18 protein-coding genes and 1 riboswitch are annotated in these 20,285 nt (G+C 39.1%); of the genes, 13 read left to right on the forward strand and 5 right to left on the reverse strand.

Annotation, left to right across the window (positions count from 1 at the left end; all coding sequences use genetic code 11):
- The first annotated feature begins 52 nt into the window (after nucleotides 1-52).
- From BKO01S_RS08680 to BKO01S_RS08685, 3 genes are all read left to right on the forward strand, one after another.
- Complete coding sequence (locus BKO01S_RS08680; protein ID WP_066051836.1) at nucleotides 53-1,204, forward strand: 3-phenylpropionate MFS transporter; 1,152 nt, start codon at nucleotides 53-55, stop codon at nucleotides 1,202-1,204.
- A 221-nt stretch (nucleotides 1,205-1,425) separates the two neighbouring features.
- Nucleotides 1,426-1,575 (forward strand): hypothetical protein, encoded by a 150-nt coding sequence (locus BKO01S_RS24305; protein WP_157077334.1) that lies wholly within the window; start codon nucleotides 1,426-1,428, stop codon nucleotides 1,573-1,575.
- 198 nt (nucleotides 1,576-1,773) lie between these two features.
- The gene (locus BKO01S_RS08685) at nucleotides 1,774-3,108 is read left to right on the forward strand and encodes a S8 family serine peptidase (protein WP_066051839.1); all 1,335 of its coding nucleotides are present in this window, start codon (nucleotides 1,774-1,776) and stop codon (nucleotides 3,106-3,108) included.
- Nucleotides 3,109-3,190: 82 nt separating this feature from the next.
- Here BKO01S_RS08685 and BKO01S_RS08690 read toward each other — a convergent pair whose 3' ends face one another.
- Complete coding sequence (locus BKO01S_RS08690; protein WP_066051842.1) at nucleotides 3,191-4,357, reverse strand: DUF5667 domain-containing protein; 1,167 nt, start codon at nucleotides 4,355-4,357, stop codon at nucleotides 3,191-3,193.
- Between the two features lie 106 nt (nucleotides 4,358-4,463).
- A riboswitch (cyclic di-GMP riboswitch) is annotated at nucleotides 4,464-4,549 on the reverse strand.
- Nucleotides 4,550-4,753: 204 nt separating this feature from the next.
- Here BKO01S_RS08690 and BKO01S_RS08695 point away from each other — a divergent pair.
- Nucleotides 4,754-6,826 (forward strand): transglycosylase domain-containing protein, encoded by a 2,073-nt coding sequence (locus BKO01S_RS08695; RefSeq protein ID WP_157077341.1) that lies wholly within the window; start codon nucleotides 4,754-4,756, stop codon nucleotides 6,824-6,826.
- Nucleotides 6,827-7,038: 212 nt separating this feature from the next.
- Nucleotides 7,039-8,283 carry an ATP-binding protein gene (locus BKO01S_RS08700; RefSeq protein WP_066051847.1) on the forward strand — a complete coding sequence of 415 codons (1,245 nt, stop codon included), beginning with the start codon at nucleotides 7,039-7,041 and terminating at the stop codon, nucleotides 8,281-8,283.
- Nucleotides 8,284-8,341: 58 nt separating this feature from the next.
- Here BKO01S_RS08700 and BKO01S_RS08705 read toward each other — a convergent pair whose 3' ends face one another.
- Entirely contained in the window at nucleotides 8,342-8,854 is a 513-nt protein-coding gene (locus BKO01S_RS08705) for a DUF3231 family protein (protein WP_066051849.1), read from the reverse strand.
- Nucleotides 8,855-9,049: 195 nt separating this feature from the next.
- Nucleotides 9,050-9,823, reverse strand: coding sequence for a GntR family transcriptional regulator (locus tag BKO01S_RS08710; RefSeq protein ID WP_232311201.1), 774 nt, complete (start codon nucleotides 9,821-9,823; stop codon nucleotides 9,050-9,052).
- A 202-nt stretch (nucleotides 9,824-10,025) separates the two neighbouring features.
- Here BKO01S_RS08710 and BKO01S_RS08715 point away from each other — a divergent pair, with 202 nt between their 5' ends.
- From BKO01S_RS08715 to BKO01S_RS08730, 4 genes are all read left to right on the forward strand, one after another.
- Nucleotides 10,026-10,685 (forward strand): amino acid ABC transporter permease, encoded by a 660-nt coding sequence (locus BKO01S_RS08715; RefSeq protein ID WP_066051855.1) that lies wholly within the window; start codon nucleotides 10,026-10,028, stop codon nucleotides 10,683-10,685.
- Nucleotides 10,678-11,400 carry an amino acid ABC transporter ATP-binding protein gene (locus BKO01S_RS08720; RefSeq protein WP_066051858.1) on the forward strand — a complete coding sequence of 241 codons (723 nt, stop codon included), beginning with the start codon at nucleotides 10,678-10,680 and terminating at the stop codon, nucleotides 11,398-11,400. Before BKO01S_RS08715 ends, BKO01S_RS08720 begins: the two co-directional genes overlap by 8 nt.
- Nucleotides 11,401-11,495: 95 nt before the next feature.
- Nucleotides 11,496-12,464, forward strand: coding sequence for an SIS domain-containing protein (locus BKO01S_RS08725; RefSeq protein WP_066051861.1), 969 nt, complete (start codon nucleotides 11,496-11,498; stop codon nucleotides 12,462-12,464).
- 26 nt (nucleotides 12,465-12,490) lie between these two features.
- Nucleotides 12,491-13,282, forward strand: a complete 792-nt coding sequence (locus BKO01S_RS08730) for a basic amino acid ABC transporter substrate-binding protein (RefSeq protein ID WP_066051864.1) — start codon at nucleotides 12,491-12,493, stop codon at nucleotides 13,280-13,282.
- A gap of 124 nt (nucleotides 13,283-13,406) precedes the next feature.
- On the opposite strand, the gene gltC is transcribed toward BKO01S_RS08730, so the two are convergent.
- Nucleotides 13,407-14,318: a glutamate biosynthesis transcriptional regulator GltC gene (gene gltC, locus BKO01S_RS08735; protein WP_066051866.1), complete on the reverse strand. Its 912-nt coding sequence runs from the start codon at nucleotides 14,316-14,318 to the stop codon at nucleotides 13,407-13,409.
- 147 nt (nucleotides 14,319-14,465) lie between these two features.
- On the opposite strand from gltC, the gene gdhA reads away from it, so the two are divergent.
- Nucleotides 14,466-15,848, forward strand: a complete 1,383-nt coding sequence (gene gdhA, locus BKO01S_RS08740) for an NADP-specific glutamate dehydrogenase (RefSeq protein ID WP_066051869.1) — start codon at nucleotides 14,466-14,468, stop codon at nucleotides 15,846-15,848.
- Nucleotides 15,849-15,909: 61 nt separating this feature from the next.
- Here the strand turns inward: gdhA and BKO01S_RS08745 are convergent, their stop codons facing one another.
- Nucleotides 15,910-16,749, reverse strand: a complete 840-nt coding sequence (locus BKO01S_RS08745; RefSeq protein ID WP_066051872.1) for a fructoselysine 6-kinase — start codon at nucleotides 16,747-16,749, stop codon at nucleotides 15,910-15,912.
- Between the two features lie 343 nt (nucleotides 16,750-17,092).
- Here BKO01S_RS08745 and BKO01S_RS08750 point away from each other — a divergent pair, with 343 nt between their 5' ends.
- From BKO01S_RS08750 to BKO01S_RS08760, 3 genes are read left to right on the forward strand one after another with little or no spacing between them, the layout of a single operon-like run.
- Nucleotides 17,093-18,298, forward strand: coding sequence for an efflux RND transporter periplasmic adaptor subunit (locus BKO01S_RS08750; protein WP_066051875.1), 1,206 nt, complete (start codon nucleotides 17,093-17,095; stop codon nucleotides 18,296-18,298).
- Complete coding sequence (locus tag BKO01S_RS08755; RefSeq protein WP_157077342.1) at nucleotides 18,282-18,962, forward strand: ABC transporter ATP-binding protein; 681 nt, start codon at nucleotides 18,282-18,284, stop codon at nucleotides 18,960-18,962. The genes BKO01S_RS08750 and BKO01S_RS08755 overlap by 17 nt, the downstream gene beginning before the upstream one ends.
- Nucleotides 18,959-20,170: an ABC transporter permease gene (locus tag BKO01S_RS08760; protein ID WP_066051882.1), complete on the forward strand. Its 1,212-nt coding sequence runs from the start codon at nucleotides 18,959-18,961 to the stop codon at nucleotides 20,168-20,170. The genes BKO01S_RS08755 and BKO01S_RS08760 overlap by 4 nt, the downstream gene beginning before the upstream one ends.
- Nucleotides 20,171-20,285 lie beyond the last annotated feature (115 nt).

Raw genomic sequence — 20,285 nt, forward strand, 5'->3', positions numbered from 1 at the left:
TATTATTGTAAGGATCATCGTGTTATGATGCAAGAATCACGGAGGTATAAAAATGAATATTCAACATTGGCTTTCTCGTAATTTCTTTGTATTTTTTATTACATGGGGTGTATTTTTACCATATTGGACTGGATGGCTTGTACAAGATAAGGGATTAAGCGTCTCGGAAGCTAGTCTGATTATGGGAGTTGGGTTAGTGGCAAGAGGACTTTCAACGCTTTTCGCTTTTCCGTTTGCATCAAGATTTTTAAGTGCTCATAAGGTGATTTTAAGTTTGACGGTTATTTCGCTTTTTGCCACCATACTCTATCTTCCTTCTTCTTCATTTACCACATTATTTGTTGTTACGATCCTATTTAGCGCCGTTTATCCAACACTTCTTCCAGCGGTTGAAAGTGCAGCGGCAGTATTAGTTCATCAGCATGGTGTACATTATGGGAAAAGTCGTAAATATGGCTCCATTGGTTTTGTTGTTTCCGTATTTATTATTAGCATGCTAACAGGACAATGGGGAGAGCAAGCCATATTATGGAGTATGTTTGTGGGATTATGTTTCATGCTGATCATGTGTTTTTTACCAACCCCACCGATTTTATTAGAGGCACCGACGAAACAAAATCAAAAAGGAGCTTTATCTGTCTCGAAATTACTAGAAGTAAAAAGTTTTCCGATTGTATTATTAATCGTTGTATTACTTCAAGGGGCTCATGCTTCGTATTACAACTATGGATATATTTATTTACAAGACTTACAGGTGAATCAGTATTATATCGGTTTGATTATTAACATAGCGGTTATATTTGAAATCTTTTATTTTATGAAGGCAGATACCTTATTTAAAAAATGGAATACTTCCTCCTTATTATTGCTAGCGGCAGTAGGTTCGACTTTAAGGTGGATTCTTCTCTTTTTGTTCCCCAATATTTGGGTGTTTGTATTTTCTCAAAGCTTACATGCGCTTTCTTTTGGAGTCGCCCATTACGCGTTTATCACCTATATTACTAAGAACCTACCAAAACAGCAGATACCAAACGCTCAAGGTATTTATTCCGCGATTGCTTTAAGCTTAAGTACGGCTGTGTTAACACTGTTAGGGGGTTTCTTATATGAGATTTCACCGAATCTAGCCTTTTTAGGTATGATTGTTTGCACCATTCCGGCGATTTTCGTTATTGTGGCTACAAGAAGGCGGTTTAATTTTTAACAAAAGTTTGTAGGGAGCATGGAACTATTAAAGTTCATGCTCTTTTTGCATTGATGGTAGACCTTTTGCATAGCTTATGACGCGAAGGCTTCTGATTTTTCATCTTTCACGTCATAAACCAGTTTTTATGACGTTTGGACTTCTTCTTTTTCGTTCTCTCACGTCATAAACCAATTCCTTATGACGCACTATATAAACATATTAAGATTTGGAGGTACGATATGACGAAAGAAAACAATGAGTACAAAAGCCTTTTATCTATTAGAGAAGAGAACGAGCAAAAATTAGAATTAAGTTCAACAGGTTATGGGCTTGTAAGTACTACCGATGAACCAGAAAAAAATCATCAGAACGACCAAAATCACAATTGATTAGGTTACAACGAGCAGTGGGTTTTCACTGCTCTTTATTTTGACAAAATGTTAAACACTTTAGTGAAATAAACTTTCTTCTAGGTCATACTCCTCAAAGTAAAATACTCCTTTTGGCCAATTCCACTATTTTACTTATATCCCTATAATAGGGATGTAATATTTCGAAAAGTGAAATAATTTCTAAAGGGGGATTCGATGAAAAAATTATTAGCAGTTTTATCGATTGTGGTTCTTTCATTAGGTACAGGGCATTTCCAAGCAGCTGCACAGGAAACAGTAACGAAGGATTATATTGTTGTTTTAAAATCACAACAAACAGACCCTGCATCGATTCAAATGCTGATGAATCATGGGGCAGAAATCGTAATGGAGGCCCCACAAATTGGTGTGGTGAATGTTCGAACAAATAATCCTGAGTTTCTTGAAACAATGGAAGGAAACGCCAATATTTTAGCAATTGCTGAAGATGTGGACATTCGTACAGCCGATGAGGAAGTGGCTACGCATAATTTTGATTCTAATACCTTACATACAGGTGCGGAAGCCGATTTGTACGAGCGATACCAATGGGATATTAAGCGAGTAACGAAGGAAGGGGAGTCTTGGGAGCTGAATCCAGGAAACAAAGAAACACTCGTTGCTGTTATTGATACGGGTGTTGATTTTTCCCATCCAGATTTACAAGAAAACCTAGTATTCGGGAAGGCATTTTTCCCAGGGGCTCAACAGGAGGATGCCTATAAAGATGCCGGATCACATGGAACACATGTGGCGGGAACGATTGCAGCAAATGGTAGAGTGATGGGAGTAGGGCCGGAACTAGCTATAGCTTCTTATCGTGTATCAAACAATCAAGGTAGAATGAACTGGACGGGAATCTTATCCGCCATCACGACAGCTGCTGATGACGGTGCCGTTTCGGCAAACTTAAGTCTAGGAACTTACAGCATTATGAACGATAAACAAGATCGCGCCCTTCATTTATCTTCACAAAGAGCGGTTCAATATGCGCTAAAGCAAGGCATGTTGATTGTTGGGGCGAATGGAAATGACGGGATGGATTTAGGGAAACGAGTGGCTACAGAAAAGGGGACGGGAAAAGTATACGGTCCATTATTTGATACGTTCACTAGCATTCCTGGAGTGATTGGAGTTTCTTCTACAACAAACCGTGATACGCTAGCATATTATTCAAACTATGGATCAAATAACGTAAATCTTTCTTCACCAGGTGGCGACTATGGTCCAAACTGGCCAAATGAGCAGGGGGATACAAGTCAACGTAATTTGGAGGAACGAACTCTTTCCACGATTCCTGTTTCACTAGGTTCTTACGGATGGAAGATGGGAACCAGTATGGCAGCTCCAAAAGTGGCAGCAGCAGCAGCTCTTGTTAAAGCACAGTATCCAACATTAACTGCACAACAAATAGCCACTCATTTACAACAAACAGCAGAGGATTTAGGTAAACCGGGCCATGATGAATATTTCGGTCATGGGTTAGTGAACGTGTACCAAGCATTAAAATAGATTGATAGAAAAACTGAGGCAAAGTTGCTTCAGTTTTTTTGTAAAAAATAAAATAGCCACTGAATGCTCAGTGGCTGACAGATTAATCTTCGTTCTTTTCGTTACCTTTGCTTTGCTGTTCGGCCTGACGTTTCGCTTCTTCTTGTTGCTTTTCGACAGCTTTACGCTGTTCTTCTGCTAGACGTTTCGCTTCCTCTTTTTGTTTTTCGGCAGCTTTACGCTGTTCTTCTGCTTGACGTTTCGCTTCTTCTTGTTGCTTTTCGGTAGCTTTACGCTGTTCTTCTGCTAAGCGTTTTGCTTCTTCTTTTTGTTTTTCCGCGGCTTTACGTTGTTCTTCTGCTAAGCGTTTTGCCTCTTCGTTTTGTTTTTCTTCAGATGGTTGCTGAACAGATTCTTCCTTCTTTATAACAGATGCCACCTGAACATCCTCATTGCTATCCGAATCTGCTTCTGACTCTACTTTATCGGTTTCCGTCTTTTCTTCGGCAGAGCCTTCTTCACCTGGATTTAGTTGTTCTCCTTGCTCTGTATTGGACTCGGCTTGTTTCGAAGCCTTCTTTTTTCCATTTGATAGTTCAGACGGATGAATACCTAATTCCTTTGCTACATCTCCAAATCCCTTGTCTTCCCCATTAAAAAGAGCGCCAACTTCCTCAACGGTTTTCCCTGTAGCATTAGCTAGGATAAATACTTGTACAATTTGACCGTATCCCAGTCCGGAGTCACGTAACTCCTTTACTTTCGCTTCATCAAGTCCAGCTACAATGGAAGGGAGCTCTGCTAAAACATCTTGTTTCTCTTCCACGTCATCTAGTAAACTTTCATCTAGAAGTTCTCCAACTTCGTCACCTAATTCAATTGAATCTTCAAGCTTTTCATCTAAATTTAGAACGTCTTCCTCATTTATCTCTTTATTTACAATCATTTCAGCAATTTTCTCTTCAGCATCTGTAAGAATTTTTAGATAATCCTCAATAGCTTCTTGAACAAATTCTTGTTTTTCTTCTTCGGACATGAGCTTTGCCTCAGCTATACGTTCTTCTGCAAATTGAAGGAGTAAATCTGTTTCTTCTGAACCGTTAGATGCAAAAAACAGTTGAATGTCTTCCATTAATTGGTCAATAGTGTAGATAAACTGGTCAGGCGTTGTTCCTGGATCATAACTATCCACGGTTTCCTCGGCAAGTACAGAGTTACCAAACAAAAACATACTTGAGATGACGAGTGGAGCTGCCCATTTTCTTTTCATCAATTTTTTCCCCCTGGAATAAATCTAGTAATCTTTATCCAACAGACGTTTTTACCGAAACAAAAAGGACTACTCCCGAAGAATAGTCCCTTAGTCCTAAGTTTTCTTCGGTAACTGGCAGGCATAGTCTATTTGACCTTAGCCCCTGTAGTTTTGCGTCCTTATATTTCTATAAGTTTGCCTTTATCGGATATTTCCTGTTTCTATCTTACTATATCGAGAGGGTTTAATATACAGGTAAAAATTCACTGTGAGGATTATCCAGAAATGGAGTAGTATAAACCTTCAAGCTGTTTTATATAAAATGTTTCAGGCATTTTATTTCGATAAATCGGGTATTACACAAAAGATAACTTTTTTTAAAAGCAAAAGGTGGGGGAAATATTCGTGGGAAGAATGGAAAGACGACAGCAAAGAAGGTCATCAAAGTTTTCTTGGAGCGCCTTCTCTTCAAAGGGTGCAACAAGGAAGATTCTAGCGGCAGTTATTGGTTTGGCACTCGTATTTTTTATTATTTTTAATGTATTAATCTGGACAACAGACGTAAGTAAGTTAGAAGAACCTGCCCCACAACCAACCATCATCATCGATCAAGGTGGACAGGTCGCTAGTAAAATAGCATCTTCTAATATTGAAGGTGTCAGTATAGAGAAAATCCCGGAAAATGTTGTTCATGCGGTGATTGCAACGGAAGACCAGAGGTTTTATAAGCATGACGGAATCAACTATTTTGCGATTGTGAAGGCATTGATCAAGAATACCCTGAGCGGTGAAATCGTAGCGGGTGGAAGTACATTAACACAACAGTTGGCTAAAAATGCTTTTTTAACGCACGAACGTACGTATTCTAGAAAGCTTAAGGAACTTATTATTACAAAAAGAATTGAACAAAAATATTCGAAAGATGAAATCATGGAAGGATATTTAAACCAAATCTATTTTGGTGAAGGGGCATGGGGAATCCAACGTGCTGCCCAGACGTATTTTGGAAAGGATGTTAGTGAATTAACTCTTGGGGAATCGGCGATGATTGCCGGGTTAATAAAAGCACCGTCTATCTTGTCTCCTTTTAAAGACATGGATCGATCGGTTGAACGAAGAGACCTCGTATTATCTTTAATGGAAAAAGAGGGATACATTAGTGAAACCGAACTTGAGCAAGCAAAAGAACAGCCAATCGTTCTAGAAGGGAAAAAGATTGATGGTTACAAAGGGAAGTACCCTTATTATGTCGACCATATCATTGAAGAAGCGATCGAACAATATGACCTGACCGAAAATGAGATTCTTTCAGGAGGGTTGAGAATTTACACGGAACTAAATCCGGTTATTCAAAATGCCGCTGAAGAGGTTTATAACGACAGTAGCTTATTTCCTGAAAGTACGTCTGATCAGTTGCTTCAAAGCGGGGCAGCCTTTATCGATCCAGCCACAGGAGGAATTACTGCTCTTGTGGGAGGCAGAGGAGAACATGTATTTAGAGGCTTTAACCGTGCGACTCAATTGGAGCGTCAGCCAGGATCTACGATGAAACCATTAGCTGCGTATACACCTGCCCTTGAACAAGGATATGACATATTCGATACATTGCAGGATCGTCCCATTGACATTAATGGATATCAACCATTGAATTACGATAAACGGTTTCGTGGAGAGGTGACCATGTATGAAGCTTTGGTTAACTCCTATAATGTACCACCTGTATGGTTATTGCAGAAAATGGGAGTTAAATATGGAGTAAATGCAGTGGAACGCTTTGGAATACCATTGGAGGAGGAAGACCAAACGGCTGGTATGACTCTTGGCGGCTTACACAAAGGAGTATCACCTTTAACGATGGCACAGGCCTATTCTACTTTCGCCAACAAAGGGGCCAGAATTACAGCCCATTCGATTACCCGAATTGAAGATGCAGAAGGAAACGTGATTGCACAATGGAAAAATCACGCAATCAAGGTAACAGATCAAGAGGTTGCTAAGAAAATGACTTATATGTTAAAAGGGGTCGTTGACGAAGGGACTGGAAAAAATGCAAAGGTAACGGGGTGGGATATTGCTGGAAAAACAGGAACCACTGAACTTCCTTTTGCCAATGAGGCTGGAACAAAGGATCATTGGTTTGTTGGATATTCCCCTGAAATGGTTGGGGCGGTATGGATGGGTTACGACCAAACCGATGAGAATCATTTTCTAACGGAATCCAGCAGCTCAACGGTAACAAAGATTTTTAGCGAAATATTTAGCCGGTCTACTTCTGTGTTTACTGAAAAAGAGTTTGATTTATCTTCCTTAGAAAAAACGTATCGTGACGCGAGAAAAGAAGAAGAAGAGAAAAAAGAGAAAGACAAAGAAGACGAAGAGGATGAGAAAGAAAACAAAAAAGAAGAAAAGGAGAAAGAAAAAGAAGAAAAGGAAAGAGAGAAAGAAGAGAAAGAGAAAGAGAAAAAAGAAAAGAAGAATGATGATTAAGCAAAGCTAGGCTGCTTTTGGAATCTGAATCAAAGCAACAAAATAAGTGAAGCCGTGGAAAGAGTAATCACCATTGTGGTTGCTCTTTTTGTTGTGTAACCATAAAATAAAAGAGGTCGATTTTTTGTCGAATAAAGGAATCAGGAACCATTTATCGAATGTATGATAGAGGAAAAATTGATGGTGTGCTGAATTTTTAGGGGGACGTCTCCATGCTGCAAAGTATAGAACTAATTTTAAGCCAAGTATTAATGGTGCTTTTTCCAATTTGGACGTACCATTTGTTATCGCAAGGAAAAGGGGCGAATAGACGGGAGTTTAAACCAATGCTTTTATTGGTTCTAACCATTTCACTCGTGCTGACCCTTACATTTTCTATAAAATCTGATAATAACTTTCATTTTGATTTAAAAATGGTTCCAATCATTATCGCCTTTTTGTATGGAAACAATCTAACTGGCATAATAATTATTGGAATCACTATTATATATAGAGTCATATTTCAGGATGACATCCCCTTTATCATTATCATTAATTTTATGATAGTAAGTGTAGTTCTCGCTTTATTAGCAAAGAAATTTCGAAATTATAACAAATCTAAAAAGGTTATATATATTAGTTTATTGTTTGCAATGATATCGATCTCTAGAGGGATTCTATTTGTGCATACAAATCTCATTCAGGATATCGGATTTATATTGATCTATTCTCTAATTACCTGGCTAACGTTATTGTCTGCTATGTTTATATTTGAAAACATAAACAAACAGATCGAATTAGAGTATAAGGTTCAACGTGCAGAAAAATTCGATGTGGTAGGTCAACTTGCTGCGTCTGTTGCGCATGAGGTAAGAAACCCGATGACGGCTGTTCGGGGGTTTCTACAGCTTATGAAGGATGATGAGGATCTAAAAGAATCTCACCGGAAATATTTAGATATATCTTTGCAGGAACTAGATCATTCTCAGGTCATTCTAACTGAATATCTTTCTTTAGCAAAACCGGCAACTACCGATTTGAAAGTCATTAACTTAAAGTCTGACTTAGAGAAAATTATCGAACTGATGAGGTCATTTACAAATCTACAAACCATCTCAATTGTATCTTCTCTCGAGGAGAGACTTCTAATAAAAGGGGACAGTTCAGAAATAAGACAGGTCTTTGTGAATTTACTGAAAAACAGCATAGAAGCAATTGGAGATAAAGGGGAAATCATAGTAAGTGCCTATCAAAATGGACCGCACGTTTTTGTAGAGATTGAAGATAATGGAGAAGGCATGTCAGAAACTCAACTAAAATATTTAGGTACGCCTTTTTATTCCACCAAAGATAAAGGGACGGGAGTAGGGCTGTCTTTGTGCTATAAGATTGTTCATTCCATGAAGGGAACGATAAAGGTACGAAGCCAACAAGGAAAAGGGACAAGGTTTACGATTCGCTTTCCATTTGTACAGTGAGAACAGCACAAAAAAGAATCTCAGCTTGTATAGAAATTACAAGCTGAGGGATCATCAGTTAACAATCTTCTGCTTTATGATGATGAAGGGGAGGAACGATTAACCAACCTTTTTCTTTATTCAAACGTAAAACTTTCAGCCCAAGTGTGGCTTTTTGGATATGAAATTGTCCAAACATCGCGGCAATGTCTTCTCGAATCGCTTGTCCCATAATTGTACTGCAAGCTACCAATCCTGCAGATACGTCCATTGATAATGCTGCGGCGATTTCCGGATCCATAAATCTAGCACCTACAGGTATATCCTCTAAACAAGCTTTTGGACGTTCAGGTGGAGTCGGTGGTAAGCCAACACCATGTTCCTTCAATAATTCTTCCACTTGCTCCATCTCTTGTTGGCATAGAGTCATGGCTTCCTCAAGGAGCTTATGTAGATCTTCATCTCCTGCATGATTTAAATGTGTTTGGTACCCAGCAACAGCACTTTTGGATACCATAAGAAATGACCAAAGAGAATAAACCTCTCCATAATGCATTGGTTCATGTTTTGGATTTCCGCTTAATATACCCATCATAACACCCCTTATAGTAGTTTTGAATTCATTCATTACGTAGTCCTTTCACTTTCTCCGGAGTTAGCGTTAGTAGTATTTGTTAAAATGGTATACCTATACTTTAGGAAACAGATTTTTGAATGGGAAAATTGGCAAAAATAAAACCCGAATCGTATCCACTTTGTCTTAAGCGGACGATTCGGGTTTCTTTTTTTAACTAAAAGTAAATTTATAGCCTTCACCAATGATGAGTTGTTTTCCAATATGAACTGGAATGTGATCCTGATCAAAGATCACTGTTTTCATTAGAAACATAGGCTCACCAGAGGGAACTTCTAACAACTGAGCTTCTTCTTCTAGTGCTCGGACGATTTCTAACGTCGTTTCACCAGGATTAGTAGGGTGAATATTGTGTTTTTCCTTAAGTGTTTGATAAAGAGAACCATCTAAGTTCTCATTTAATAAGAATTTAAATTTATTATAAGGAAAATAGTTATTTTCTAGCATTAATGGATTCTCACCAGCAAATCTTATCCGCTGAATATAGATAACAAGGTCATCAGGTTCCAATTGAAGCATGTCAATCATATCTGGTTCAGGTTGGAGGATTTCTCGTTTAATGACCTTGCTGCTCGCTTTTAATCCATTTGCTTCACATGCTGCAGAAAAACTGATCAAATGGACAATTTTCCTTTCAATTTTTGGTTTACTAACAAAGGTTCCTTTCCCTTGTTTTTTAATCAGGTACCCTTCGTCAACCAATTCGGTAATCGCTTTTCTGACAGTGACCCTACTAATATCATATTTTTCGCTCAGTTCCACTTCGGTTGGGATTTTTTCTCCGGACTTTAGCTTTTTATTTACAATTTCACTACGAATGGATTCTTTTAATTGTAGGTATAAAGGGATCTTATTTTCTTGGCTCAGCAATTCATCACCTTCTTTAGAAAAAATGTATGCGCTATATTGTAAAACGTATTGTATCATCTTACCTCCTGAAGTGCCACTCATTTTTCTTCACCTAAAAAGATTAATAGGAAAGTATTCAGAAAATACTAAAAAGTATTGACGGTTGTTCTTTTTGTATAGTATATTTTGATAAAACGTTTTAATACGTTTTATTGTACATAAGACCATTTAATAGCTTAATTGTTTTGTAGTTACTATAAAAGGGAGGAGTGAACGGATTATGGATTTGGATTTTACACAAATAGCACCATCGATTCCATATATCTTAAAAGGGTTGGGTATCACCTTACAGATTGTACTAGCAGCAGCGATCCTTGGTTTTACCCTAGGGATTATCCTAACCTTATGGAAAATAGGGAAGTTTCGCCTGTTACGCTGGTTTGCCGATGCGTATACCTCTGTTTTTAGAGGAACACCGATGGTATTACAATTACTTATTATTTATTATGGATTGCCACAGATTATTGGATTCGAAATCACAGCGTTTCCTGCAGCGGTTATCGCATTTGGAATGAACTCAGCGGCATATATTTCTGAAATTATTCGTGCGGGAATTCTGGCCGTTGATAAAGGACAAAGTGAGGCGTCCCTTGCACTTGGTATCCCTTACCGCCCTATGATGAAAGATATCATCCTCCCGCAAGCAATGAAAAATATCCTGCCAGCACTAATGAATGAGTTTATTACTCTTACGAAGGAATCTGCAGTGGTAACAGTGATTGGCGCGATGGATGTTATGAGACGAGCCTATATCGTCGGTGGTCAAACGTATCGTTATTTTGAACCACTTCTTATTGCAGGCATCATTTATTACATTTTGGTCATGGTTCTTACGATTCTTGGAAAAGCAATCGAGAGGAGAATGAGGAAAAGTGATTAAGATAACGAATCTCGAGAAATCGTTTGGAAGCAATCTCGTACTCAAGGGCATCTCCACAGAAATTAAAGAGGGCGAGGTGGTGGCGATCGTTGGACCCTCTGGATCAGGGAAGTCAACGTTTCTTAGATGTATGAATGTATTAGAAATACCCACTAAGGGTGAGATTTGGTACCGACAAACTGAAGTGACCGATCCCAAAGTAGATATGATGAATGTCAGACAAAGTATTGGCATGGTATTTCAGCATTTTCACTTATTTCCGCATAAAACGGTTTTGGAAAATCTCACCTATGCGCCCATTACTGTAAAAGGGATCTCTAAGGAAGAGGCTGATAAAATTGCGGAACATCTTCTTCGTAAGGTAGGACTAGCTGAAAAAGCAGCTGAATATCCTACTCGATTATCGGGTGGTCAAAAACAGCGTGTAGCTATTGCAAGAGCATTAGCAATGTCACCAGAAGTCATGCTTTTTGATGAACCGACATCCGCACTCGATCCAGAGATGGTGAAGGAGGTTCTTGATGTCATGAAATCCCTCGTCCAGTCAGGAATGACGATGGCGATTGTAACCCACGAAATGGGATTTGCCAGAGAGGTAGCGGATCGGGTGTTATTTTTAGATGATGGAAGATTAGTAGAAGATTCACCGCCTGCAGAGTTTTTCTCCTCGCCAAAGAGCATTCGAGCGAAGGAATTTTTAGAAAAAATGTTATAAAGTCATTCGTCCGTTCCTTCTTTAGTTGAGGATGAATGTTACCTATATAAAATACGTTTTAATACGTATTTAATAGAATAAAAGGAGATGACATAGTGAATATTCAAGAAATCATTAGCAAAATTCAGTCGGAAAAAAATGAGGGCATTAAGGAAGTCTACTTAGTTGCATGTGGTGGCTCACTAGTGGATATGTATGCCTCTAAATACTTACTCGAAAGTGAAGCAAGACAATTACGGGTTGGTTTTTATACAAGTAATGAGTTTGTTCATGCGACACCCAAGGCATTAGGGGAAAGCTCTGTAACCATTGTTTGTTCTCACGGAGGAAATACACCTGAATCCGTTGAAGCAGCAAGACTTGCAAGAGAGCTCGGTTCAACAACGATCACATTAACACATAATGAACAGGCGAACCTCATTCAGCATGCTGACCACAATATATTATACATGTGGGGAGCAGAATCGAATGTGAAAAATAACCCAATGGCAATCATCTTACAAATCACGTTTGAAATTTTGCATGCTACCGAAGGATATGATCACTACGAAAAAGTGCTTGAAGGCTTAGAACGAATCAATGGGATTATTGAAAAAGCTAAAGTACTAGTTGCTGATAGAGCAAAAGCATTTGCTTCGAGATACGAGCATGAGGACTTATTTTATGTCATGAGCAGTGGGGCATCCTATGGTCATGCATATGGATTTTCGATTTGCTCCTTAATGGAAATGCAGTGGGTGAATGCTTCCGCAATTCATTCAGGGGAATATTTCCACGGGCCGTTTGAGGTAACCGATAAAGCAACACCCTATATCCTTTTAGTCAATGAGGGAAGAACGAGAGCTCTAGATGAAAGAGCGCTGAAATTCTTACAAACTTATGCGGAAAAGGTAGAAGTGATTGATAGCAAGGAACTAGGAATCAGTACGATCGATGATCATGTGGTTGAGTACTTCAACCCGATTCTTTTCTACAGTATTTTAGATGTGTATCGTACAGAGTTATCGAAAATACGACAGCATCCATTAGAAACAAGACGATACATGGGGAAAGTCGCTTATTAATATAAAAAGAAAAGAGGGGTCTATCAATGAAGAAGTTCTTCACATTATTTATTTTGGTCGGGTTAGTGATAGGTGTGTTATCTGCTTGTGGAACCTCCAATAGCTCTACTACTGGGAGCGATGAGCAGACGGAAACAGAGGAGAAGAAAGTGTTAGTCATGGGTACTTCGGCTGATTTCCCACCATTTGAATATATTGATACAGCAAAAAGCGATGAAATCATTGGCTTTGATGTGGATATTATTCATTCCCTAGCTGAAAAACTTGGGTATGAAGTCGAAATTAAGGATATGGATTTTAGCGGCTTAATCGCTGCCTTGCAAGCTGGAAAAGTAGATTTTGTTATGTCAGGAATGGCTCCAACGGAAGAGCGAAAGCAAAATGTTGACTTTACAGACAGCTACTACCGGTCAGACTTGGTTTTATTATTTGAAGAAGATAATAAGATTACAAGTGCAGACGACTTAAGTGGTAAGGTGCTCGGAGCTCAAGTAAACTCTTTCCAAGAGGAGGTAGCAAAAGAGCTAAATGGCACAGTTGATTTTACCCTTGAAACACGTGACCGCACACCGGATCTTATTCAAGAGCTTAAGTCGAAGCGTTTTGACGCCGTTATTATGGAAGAAGCGGTAGCAGTAGGATACATGAGTACAAATAAAAATCTAAAAACCATTTCCGTTCCAAACGGAGAAACACCTGGTACAGCGATTGCTTTTCCAAAGGGCAGTGAGCTAACAGAAGAATTTAACAAAGCATTAAATGAAATGATGGAGAGCGGAGAAATCGATGAACTAGTTGTGAAGTGGTTTGTTGAATAACGTGTAAAAATAGACTGGCTTTAAAAGTGGGAAAGTACCACTTTTGAGGTCAGTCTTTTTTTAATAATTAACAACTAACAGAGGGATTGTTTTTTAGATTCATTACCCTCTGTTTTAGTACATCCTACTTTTTAAATTCATTCAATCTTTCAAACGTTTCAAGAAGGAAATCATAGAACAAAGCTTCGGTAGGGAGCAGTTTCCTCTGGGTTGGATAGATTACACCAACCGTTCGAGTGAGACTTGCATCTGATAAGGGGACCATAACAGTGGATCGTGGTGTGTTGTCCACCAATGTCATTTCTGGCATTAATGCGACACCTAACCCAGCCGAAACCAATCCTTTTAATGCATCAATATCCTTTCCTTCAAACGCAATTTTTGGCAGAAAACCAGCATTGTGACAGGCTTGAATGACTTGTTTGCGAAAGATAAAGCCTTCAGGCAGGACACAGAACGAATCATCTAGTAGGTCACGTAGCCGAATGGATTCCCGGTCTGCTAATGGGTGGTGAAGGGGAATAAGGGCAACAATATTCTCTGTGAACAGAATGTCTCCTTTGATTTTGTTCTCCTTCTCCTGATTGGGCATGGGAGCAATCATGGCTAAGTTGTATTCCCCATTTACGACACCATCGATTAAGTCAGAATAAAGGGCATTGCTCATATGAAACTTAGCTTCAGGGTATCTGTTGCGGAACGCATAGATAATAGAAGGCAAGGTATGAGCGGCCATGCTAATGGGAAACGCAATTCTAACGGTTCCTTTTTCCGGGTTGAGATATTCTTCTACTTCTCTCTTTGCATCCTCCATCATGTTCCACACTTGTTTCATCCGATCGTAAAAGATTCTACCTAGAGGGGTTAACCTAACATTTCTACCTTCACGAATAAATAGTTCGACCCCTAATTCGTCTTCTAAATTGAATATTTGTCTGCTAACGGAAGATTGAGCAACATGCAAAGCATCTGCTGCATCTGTCACATGCTCTCTTTTTGCCACTTCTAGAAAATATTGAATTTGCCTTGTTTCCATTTTTACCCGCTCCTAATTCATGCGTTTTATGCATGGATTTCATCGAATTTTGATATTGGAACTATCATTTACAAAATTATAAAATGAAAATACATTTTAGAAAAGATAATATTCTTAACTTTATAATAGATTAGGGGCGAAATTTTTATGAAAGTGTTAGAAAAAGTAGAAGAGAGCCAAATGCAAATGGTAAAAGAGTATGTAAACCGTTTATTTACAAAGGTTCAAGAGAGCAATCCAAATGAAGGAGAGTTCCAGCAGGCAGTAAAAGAAGTACTGGAATCCTTAGTACCTGTTCTTGTGAAAAATCCGGTTTATATTAAACAAGCGGTTTTAGAAAGAATGATTGAACCAGAGCGCTTGATTTCCTTCCGAGTTCCATGGGTAGATGACAATGGAAATGTAAAAGTCAATCGCGGGTATCGGGTTCAGTTTAATAGTGCCATTGGACCGTATAAGGGGGGACTAAGATTTCACCCTTCTGTGAACGCAAGCATTATTAAATTCCTTGGCTTTGAGCAAATCTTTAAGAACTCCTTAACGGGGCAGCCGATCGGCGGTGGAAAAGGTGGTTCCGATTTTGATCCAAAAGGAAAATCAGATTTTGAAATTATGCGATTTTGTCAAAGCTTTATGACAGAGCTAAGCAAACATATCGGACCAGACATAGATGTTCCCGCTGGAGATATCGGGGTGGGAGCGAGAGAGATCGGATATATGTTCGGACAATATAAGAAACTAAAAGGCGCTTATGAGGCCGGCGTATTAACGGGAAAAGGAATTGGGTATGGAGGAAGCTTAGGTCGAAAAGAAGCAACTGGTTATGGTACGGTTTACTTTGTAGATGAAATGCTTAAAAGCAAGGGCTTCAGCTTTGATGGTAGTACGGTAGTGGTATCTGGATCTGGTAATGTTTCCATTTATGCGATGGAAAAAGCGATTCAATTCGGTGCAAAAGTGGTAGCGTGCAGTGATTCATCAGGCTATGTTTATGATCCGAATGGAATTGATTTAGATACCGTGAAACGTTTAAAAGAAGTAGAAAATAAAAGAATTTCCGAATATGTGAAGGAACATACTGGTGCTATCTATCAAGAAGGTTGTTCAGGTATTTGGACAATTCCTTGCGATATTGCATTGCCATGTGCGACGCAAAATGAAATAAATAAAGAAGCAGCAGAATTGCTAGTTTCGAATGGAGTAAAAGCGGTAGGTGAGGGAGCAAACATGCCTTCCACATTAGAAGCCGTTGAAATTTTTATCGAGAATCAGGTATTATTTGCTCCTGCCAAAGCAGCCAATGCAGGCGGAGTTGCCGTCTCCGCATTAGAAATGGCGCAAAATAGTGCAAGGTTAGCTTGGACACAAGAAGAAGTAGATCTCAAGTTACAACAGATCATGAAAGATATATATAGGAAGAGTCAGAACGCAGCAGAAGAGTATGACGCACCAGGGAATTTGGTAGTCGGTGCGAATATCGCTGGGTTTGTAAAAGTAGCTGATGCGATGATCGCACAGGGAGTCATATAATTTTATTTAAGAGGATAGTAGAAAGAAGAAAACTCGCCACTATGCGCGAGTTTTCTTCTTTCTATTCCTCATATTTTAATCCGTAACCAAAAGCACCTTCCACCATGCACGTTTTTGCGGCAAACTCTGCTGCCTTACGCAAAGACTCTTGGATACGATCTTCTTCTTCTGAACTCGCCGAACGACTAACATAGTTTAACAAAAATGCCGTAATAAACGAATCACCTGCACCAAGAGTGTCAACTGCTTCAACAAGCTTTGGAACTTGAGAGTAAAAACTTGTCCCGTTATATAAAAGTGCTCCTTTTGAGCCAAGGGTTCCAACGATAATTTGACTTCCAAGTGAGTGGACTTTTTTTAGCAGCTCCCTCACTTCGGTTTCGTCTAGATGGCTACATGATAGAAAGCTATAATCCACTAATGGGGCAACTTGCTCTATGTATTCCTCTGTAAAATCATCGGAAAAGTCAAAAGAGATCGGAACCCCAGTCGATTGAATGTTAGTTAGCTCATTTTCTATATAACTATACTTACTAGAGTGGAGGAGTTGAAAGGTTTTTATATACTCGAGATCTTCTGGCGTCAACTTAAATTTGCTTGTATTGCTGATTCCACCATTATTGCTTCGTAAAAACACACGGTCTCCATCCACCAGGTCAACCGTTGCATAGCCATTTTCTCCCTCGACCACCTTGCAATGAGAAGTGTCTACACCCATTTTTTTCAACGTATCTTGATTATGTGCAGCAGCCAAGTCTGTCCCGAATATGCCCATAAAAGCAGAGTCACACCCAAGTTGCTTCGCATATACCGTAAAATTTAAAGTGTTGCCACCCGGATACATCGTTTGTATATCAACATACTTATCTACAACATTATCTCCAAAACCAATTACTTTCATTGTAGTAACCCCCTGTGACTTAGACAGTTTATAGAAACGTTATAAAACGTATTATAATACATTTGAACAGAAATTTCAGTAAATTTAAGTTAGAAATTTCTTAAAGTGACAGAAAAGTTATGATGTGAAACCTAAAATATGGAAATGTCTCCGTTATAAAGAAAACGTGTACCTGTTTTGCAAATCTATGAAACATGTCTTTTTCGTTATAAGAGATATGTTTTTTGTTGAATTTTGTTGAATTATTTACCATTTTTAGTATTTAATAGAATTAGGACAGTAGATTTTGTTCTTTATTAAAATCGGAGTACATACGACAAGTAGAATATTAGGGGGACATTAAGTGAAAAAGAAATTATGGATTTGGGTCGCGTCTATCGTGGGTCTACTCTTAATTGCAGGAGGAATTACGTATTATTTTATAGGGAAAAGTCCAAAAATGGTTAGTAATGGAATGGAACAAATGCCCGTAACTGTTCAAAAAGCATCGGAGAGGGAATTAATTGAAACCATCCTTGTAACAGGTAAAATTGTTCCGGAAAGTGAACAAAAGGTATTTTTAGAAGCAGATAAAGGATCGATTAGTGAGTATAAAGTAGCAGAGAATCAGGCAGTAAAGGCTGGAGAAGCACTGTTTCTTTATGATTCTTCGAAAATAGATACCGAATATAATAGAGCAGTCCGGCAAAGAGACTTAACAAAAAGTAGAGGGAAAACGGAACAAAATCAAATAGCAGAAATCAACAAGCGTGTAGCTGAAGCCAAAAAGAAAGTTGAAAGTGGGGAAGGTACCCAAGAAGAGGTAAATCAGCTAAGTAACGAGAAGGTACAACTTGAGATTCAGTATGAGGCAACCAAAGCTGAGATTGCCTCCGCACAAGATGAAATCAATGAGATCGCGGCTCGTAAGAAAGAAATGACCGTTGTAAGTAAAATAGATGGAATTGTAGTAAAAGTAAATCAAAATGTAGCTCAAACCGAAACCGGAACGCCTGAACCAGTCATTCACGTGATTTCAAGCCAGCCATATAAAGTAATCGGTACGATGAGTGAGTTTGATGCAGTGAAAATAAAACAAGGGCAACCAGTCATTATTCGTCCAAAGGTATATAAGGATCGCGTATGGAACGGTTCAGTGGAGACTGTCTCTCAATTTCCGAATGAAGACGGAGCCAGTGGAGAGGAGTTTGCTAGTGGCGGAGCGCAAGGTGGCAATGTGACGATGTATCCTTTCAAGGTGGCAATCACAGATGATACATCTGAGCTACGTCAAGGGTTCCATGTGTCGTTAGAGATACAAGTAAAATTAAATGAATCAGCGCAAACCCTCGTTATTCCTCATTCAGCATTGATGAATGAAGGTGGAGTCGACGTTGCCTATGTGTTAGTGGATGGAAAGCTATCTAGACGTGAGGTTCAAACGGGAGGAATGAGTGATGAATGGATGGAAGTTATAGAAGGAGTGAAGCTAGGTGAACAAGTCGTAATCACACCTTACGAGGGGATGCATGATGGAATGGAAGTGGTCTCATATGATGAAGTTGAGTGAGATTACAAAAGTATACGGGACCGGCGCTCTTGAAGTACCCGTTTTACACAGTATTGATTTAACTATTGAGGATGGGGAATTTGTGGCAATTATGGGGCCCTCAGGCTCAGGAAAATCAACTTTGATGAATATCATTGGATTCTTGGACAGGCCAACCTCTGGTACGTTCGAACTGAATGGGGAAGAGGTAGGACTAGTAAAGGAGAAGAAATTAGCAAAATTGAGAAACGAGCACATTGGATTTGTTTTTCAACAATTTTTCTTGCTTCCTAGAGTGAATGCCTTGAAAAATGTCGAATCTCCGTTAATTTACGCAGGAGTATCGATGCGTGAAAGAAATGAGAGAGCAAGAGAAATGCTTGAAAAGGTCGGATTAGGGGACCGAATGAACCATTTACCAAGTCAATTATCAGGAGGTCAAAAGCAAAGGGTAGCTATTGCACGCGCACTTGTGAATCATCCCTCAATTATTTTAGCAGATGAACCAACTGGTGCACTTGATTCGGTAACGAGTAAACAAATAATGGAACTCCTTGTCCAATTAAACAAAGAAGGCAGAACGGTCATTATTGTTACTCATGAAGAAGAAGTTGCAGCCTATACGAATAGGGTCATTACGTTGAAGGATGGTAGAATTACAGACGACCGGAGGAGAATGTCATGAGTATTTGGGAAAGCTTCAAGATTGCTCTATCCTCCATTTGGAACCATAAAATCAGGTCTATTTTAACCATGCTTGGAATTATCATAGGTGTAGCAGCCGTGATAATAATCGTAGCGATTGGACAAGGTGCTCGAAAGCAAATGACGGAAGAACTCTTTAGTACTGATAAAAATGCTATTGAGTTATTTTATGAACCGATTCCTGTTGAAGGAGAGACAGAAGCGGAAATGTATTGGATGCCACCTCAACTAAACTCGGAGGATTTGGAGATACTTGCAGAGGTTCCAGGTGTAAAAGCAGTATTAGGGACCAATCAAGGTTGGGGTACAATGATCCATGGTGATCAACAAGGAGAAATGCAGATCACTGGAGTGGGAGCGGATTATTTTACTGCGAAAAATGTTCAGATTGTAGAAGGACGTAGTTTTTTTGCAAGAGATGTTGACGGGTTAAATCGCGTCGTTATGATTGATACAGTTGCAAGAGAGAAATACTTTCAGCCGTCTGAAGAGGTAGTTGGAGAAATTGTTGATTTAAACGGGAACCCATACAAGGTCGTTGGGGTGTATGAATCAACCATTCCTGAACAATATCGTCAGGAGGGGATGGGAGAAATGCTCATGCCACGAACCGTTATTTCAATGATGTTTGGGAACATGGAGATTGAAAACTTATCCGTAATAGCAAGTGACCCTGAAAAAATCTCTGAAACAGGGCGTTTAGCTGCTGATACTCTTACTGAAAAAAAGAAGCTTGAAAATGGAATGTACAATATTTATGATCAATCCCAATACGAACAAGAAGTAAACACGGTAATCACGATTATGACACTAGTTATTGGAAGTATTGCGGGTATTTCACTCTTAGTTGGTGGAATTGGAGTAATGAATATTATGCTCGTTTCGGTAACAGAACGAACGAGGGAAATTGGCCTTCGAAAAGCATTAGGAGCCACAAGAGGGAAAATCCTTTTGCAGTTCTTAATTGAGTCAGCCACACTTACTTCTTTAGGTGGGCTGCTAGGAATTGGTCTTGCTGCCGTAGGAACGATTATTGTCACTAATTTTGCTCCTATTAGTGCATCAGTGAGTCCTGTAGTTGCGCTAGTTGGTGTGTGTTTCTCCGCGTTTATAGGTGTTATATTTGGAATATTACCTGCGAACAAAGCCTCGAAGTTGAGTCCAATCGATGCCTTAAGATACGAATAATATGTTTTTAAAGCAGATGCAAAAGAATGTTCTTTTGCGTCTTTTTTTTAAAATAAAATTCAAATAGTAGACAGTTTTATGTGCCAAATAGAAATTAACCCCATCAAGCATCATA

Origin of the sequence: Robertmurraya korlensis NBRC 107688, assembly GCF_001591645.1 — a bacterium.
GTDB lineage: Bacteria > Bacillota > Bacilli > Bacillales > Cytobacillaceae > Robertmurraya_A.

Excerpts from the sequence above, each read along its gene's own strand:
- BKO01S_RS08680 (WP_066051836.1), top strand. The coding sequence starts at position 53 with ATGAATATTCAACATTGGCTTTCTCGTAATTTCTTTGTATTTTTTATT.
- BKO01S_RS24305 (WP_157077334.1), top strand. The coding sequence starts at position 1,426 with ATGACGAAAGAAAACAATGAGTACAAAAGCCTTTTATCTATTAGAGAA.
- BKO01S_RS08685 (WP_066051839.1), top strand. The coding sequence starts at position 1,774 with ATGAAAAAATTATTAGCAGTTTTATCGATTGTGGTTCTTTCATTAGGT.
- BKO01S_RS08690 (WP_066051842.1), bottom strand. The coding sequence starts at position 4,357 with ATGAAAAGAAAATGGGCAGCTCCACTCGTCATCTCAAGTATGTTTTTG.
- BKO01S_RS08695 (WP_157077341.1), top strand. The coding sequence starts at position 4,754 with ATGGAAAGACGACAGCAAAGAAGGTCATCAAAGTTTTCTTGGAGCGCC.
- BKO01S_RS08700 (WP_066051847.1), top strand. The coding sequence starts at position 7,039 with ATGCTGCAAAGTATAGAACTAATTTTAAGCCAAGTATTAATGGTGCTT.
- BKO01S_RS08705 (WP_066051849.1), bottom strand. The coding sequence starts at position 8,854 with ATGGGTATATTAAGCGGAAATCCAAAACATGAACCAATGCATTATGGA.
- BKO01S_RS08710 (WP_232311201.1), bottom strand. The coding sequence starts at position 9,823 with ATGATACAATACGTTTTACAATATAGCGCATACATTTTTTCTAAAGAA.
- BKO01S_RS08715 (WP_066051855.1), top strand. The coding sequence starts at position 10,026 with ATGGATTTGGATTTTACACAAATAGCACCATCGATTCCATATATCTTA.
- BKO01S_RS08730 (WP_066051864.1), top strand. The coding sequence starts at position 12,491 with ATGAAGAAGTTCTTCACATTATTTATTTTGGTCGGGTTAGTGATAGGT.
- gltC (WP_066051866.1), bottom strand. The coding sequence starts at position 14,318 with ATGGAAACAAGGCAAATTCAATATTTTCTAGAAGTGGCAAAAAGAGAG.
- gdhA (WP_066051869.1), top strand. The coding sequence starts at position 14,466 with ATGAAAGTGTTAGAAAAAGTAGAAGAGAGCCAAATGCAAATGGTAAAA.
- BKO01S_RS08745 (WP_066051872.1), bottom strand. The coding sequence starts at position 16,749 with ATGAAAGTAATTGGTTTTGGAGATAATGTTGTAGATAAGTATGTTGAT.
- BKO01S_RS08755 (WP_157077342.1), top strand. The coding sequence starts at position 18,282 with ATGATGAAGTTGAGTGAGATTACAAAAGTATACGGGACCGGCGCTCTT.
- BKO01S_RS08760 (WP_066051882.1), top strand. The coding sequence starts at position 18,959 with ATGAGTATTTGGGAAAGCTTCAAGATTGCTCTATCCTCCATTTGGAAC.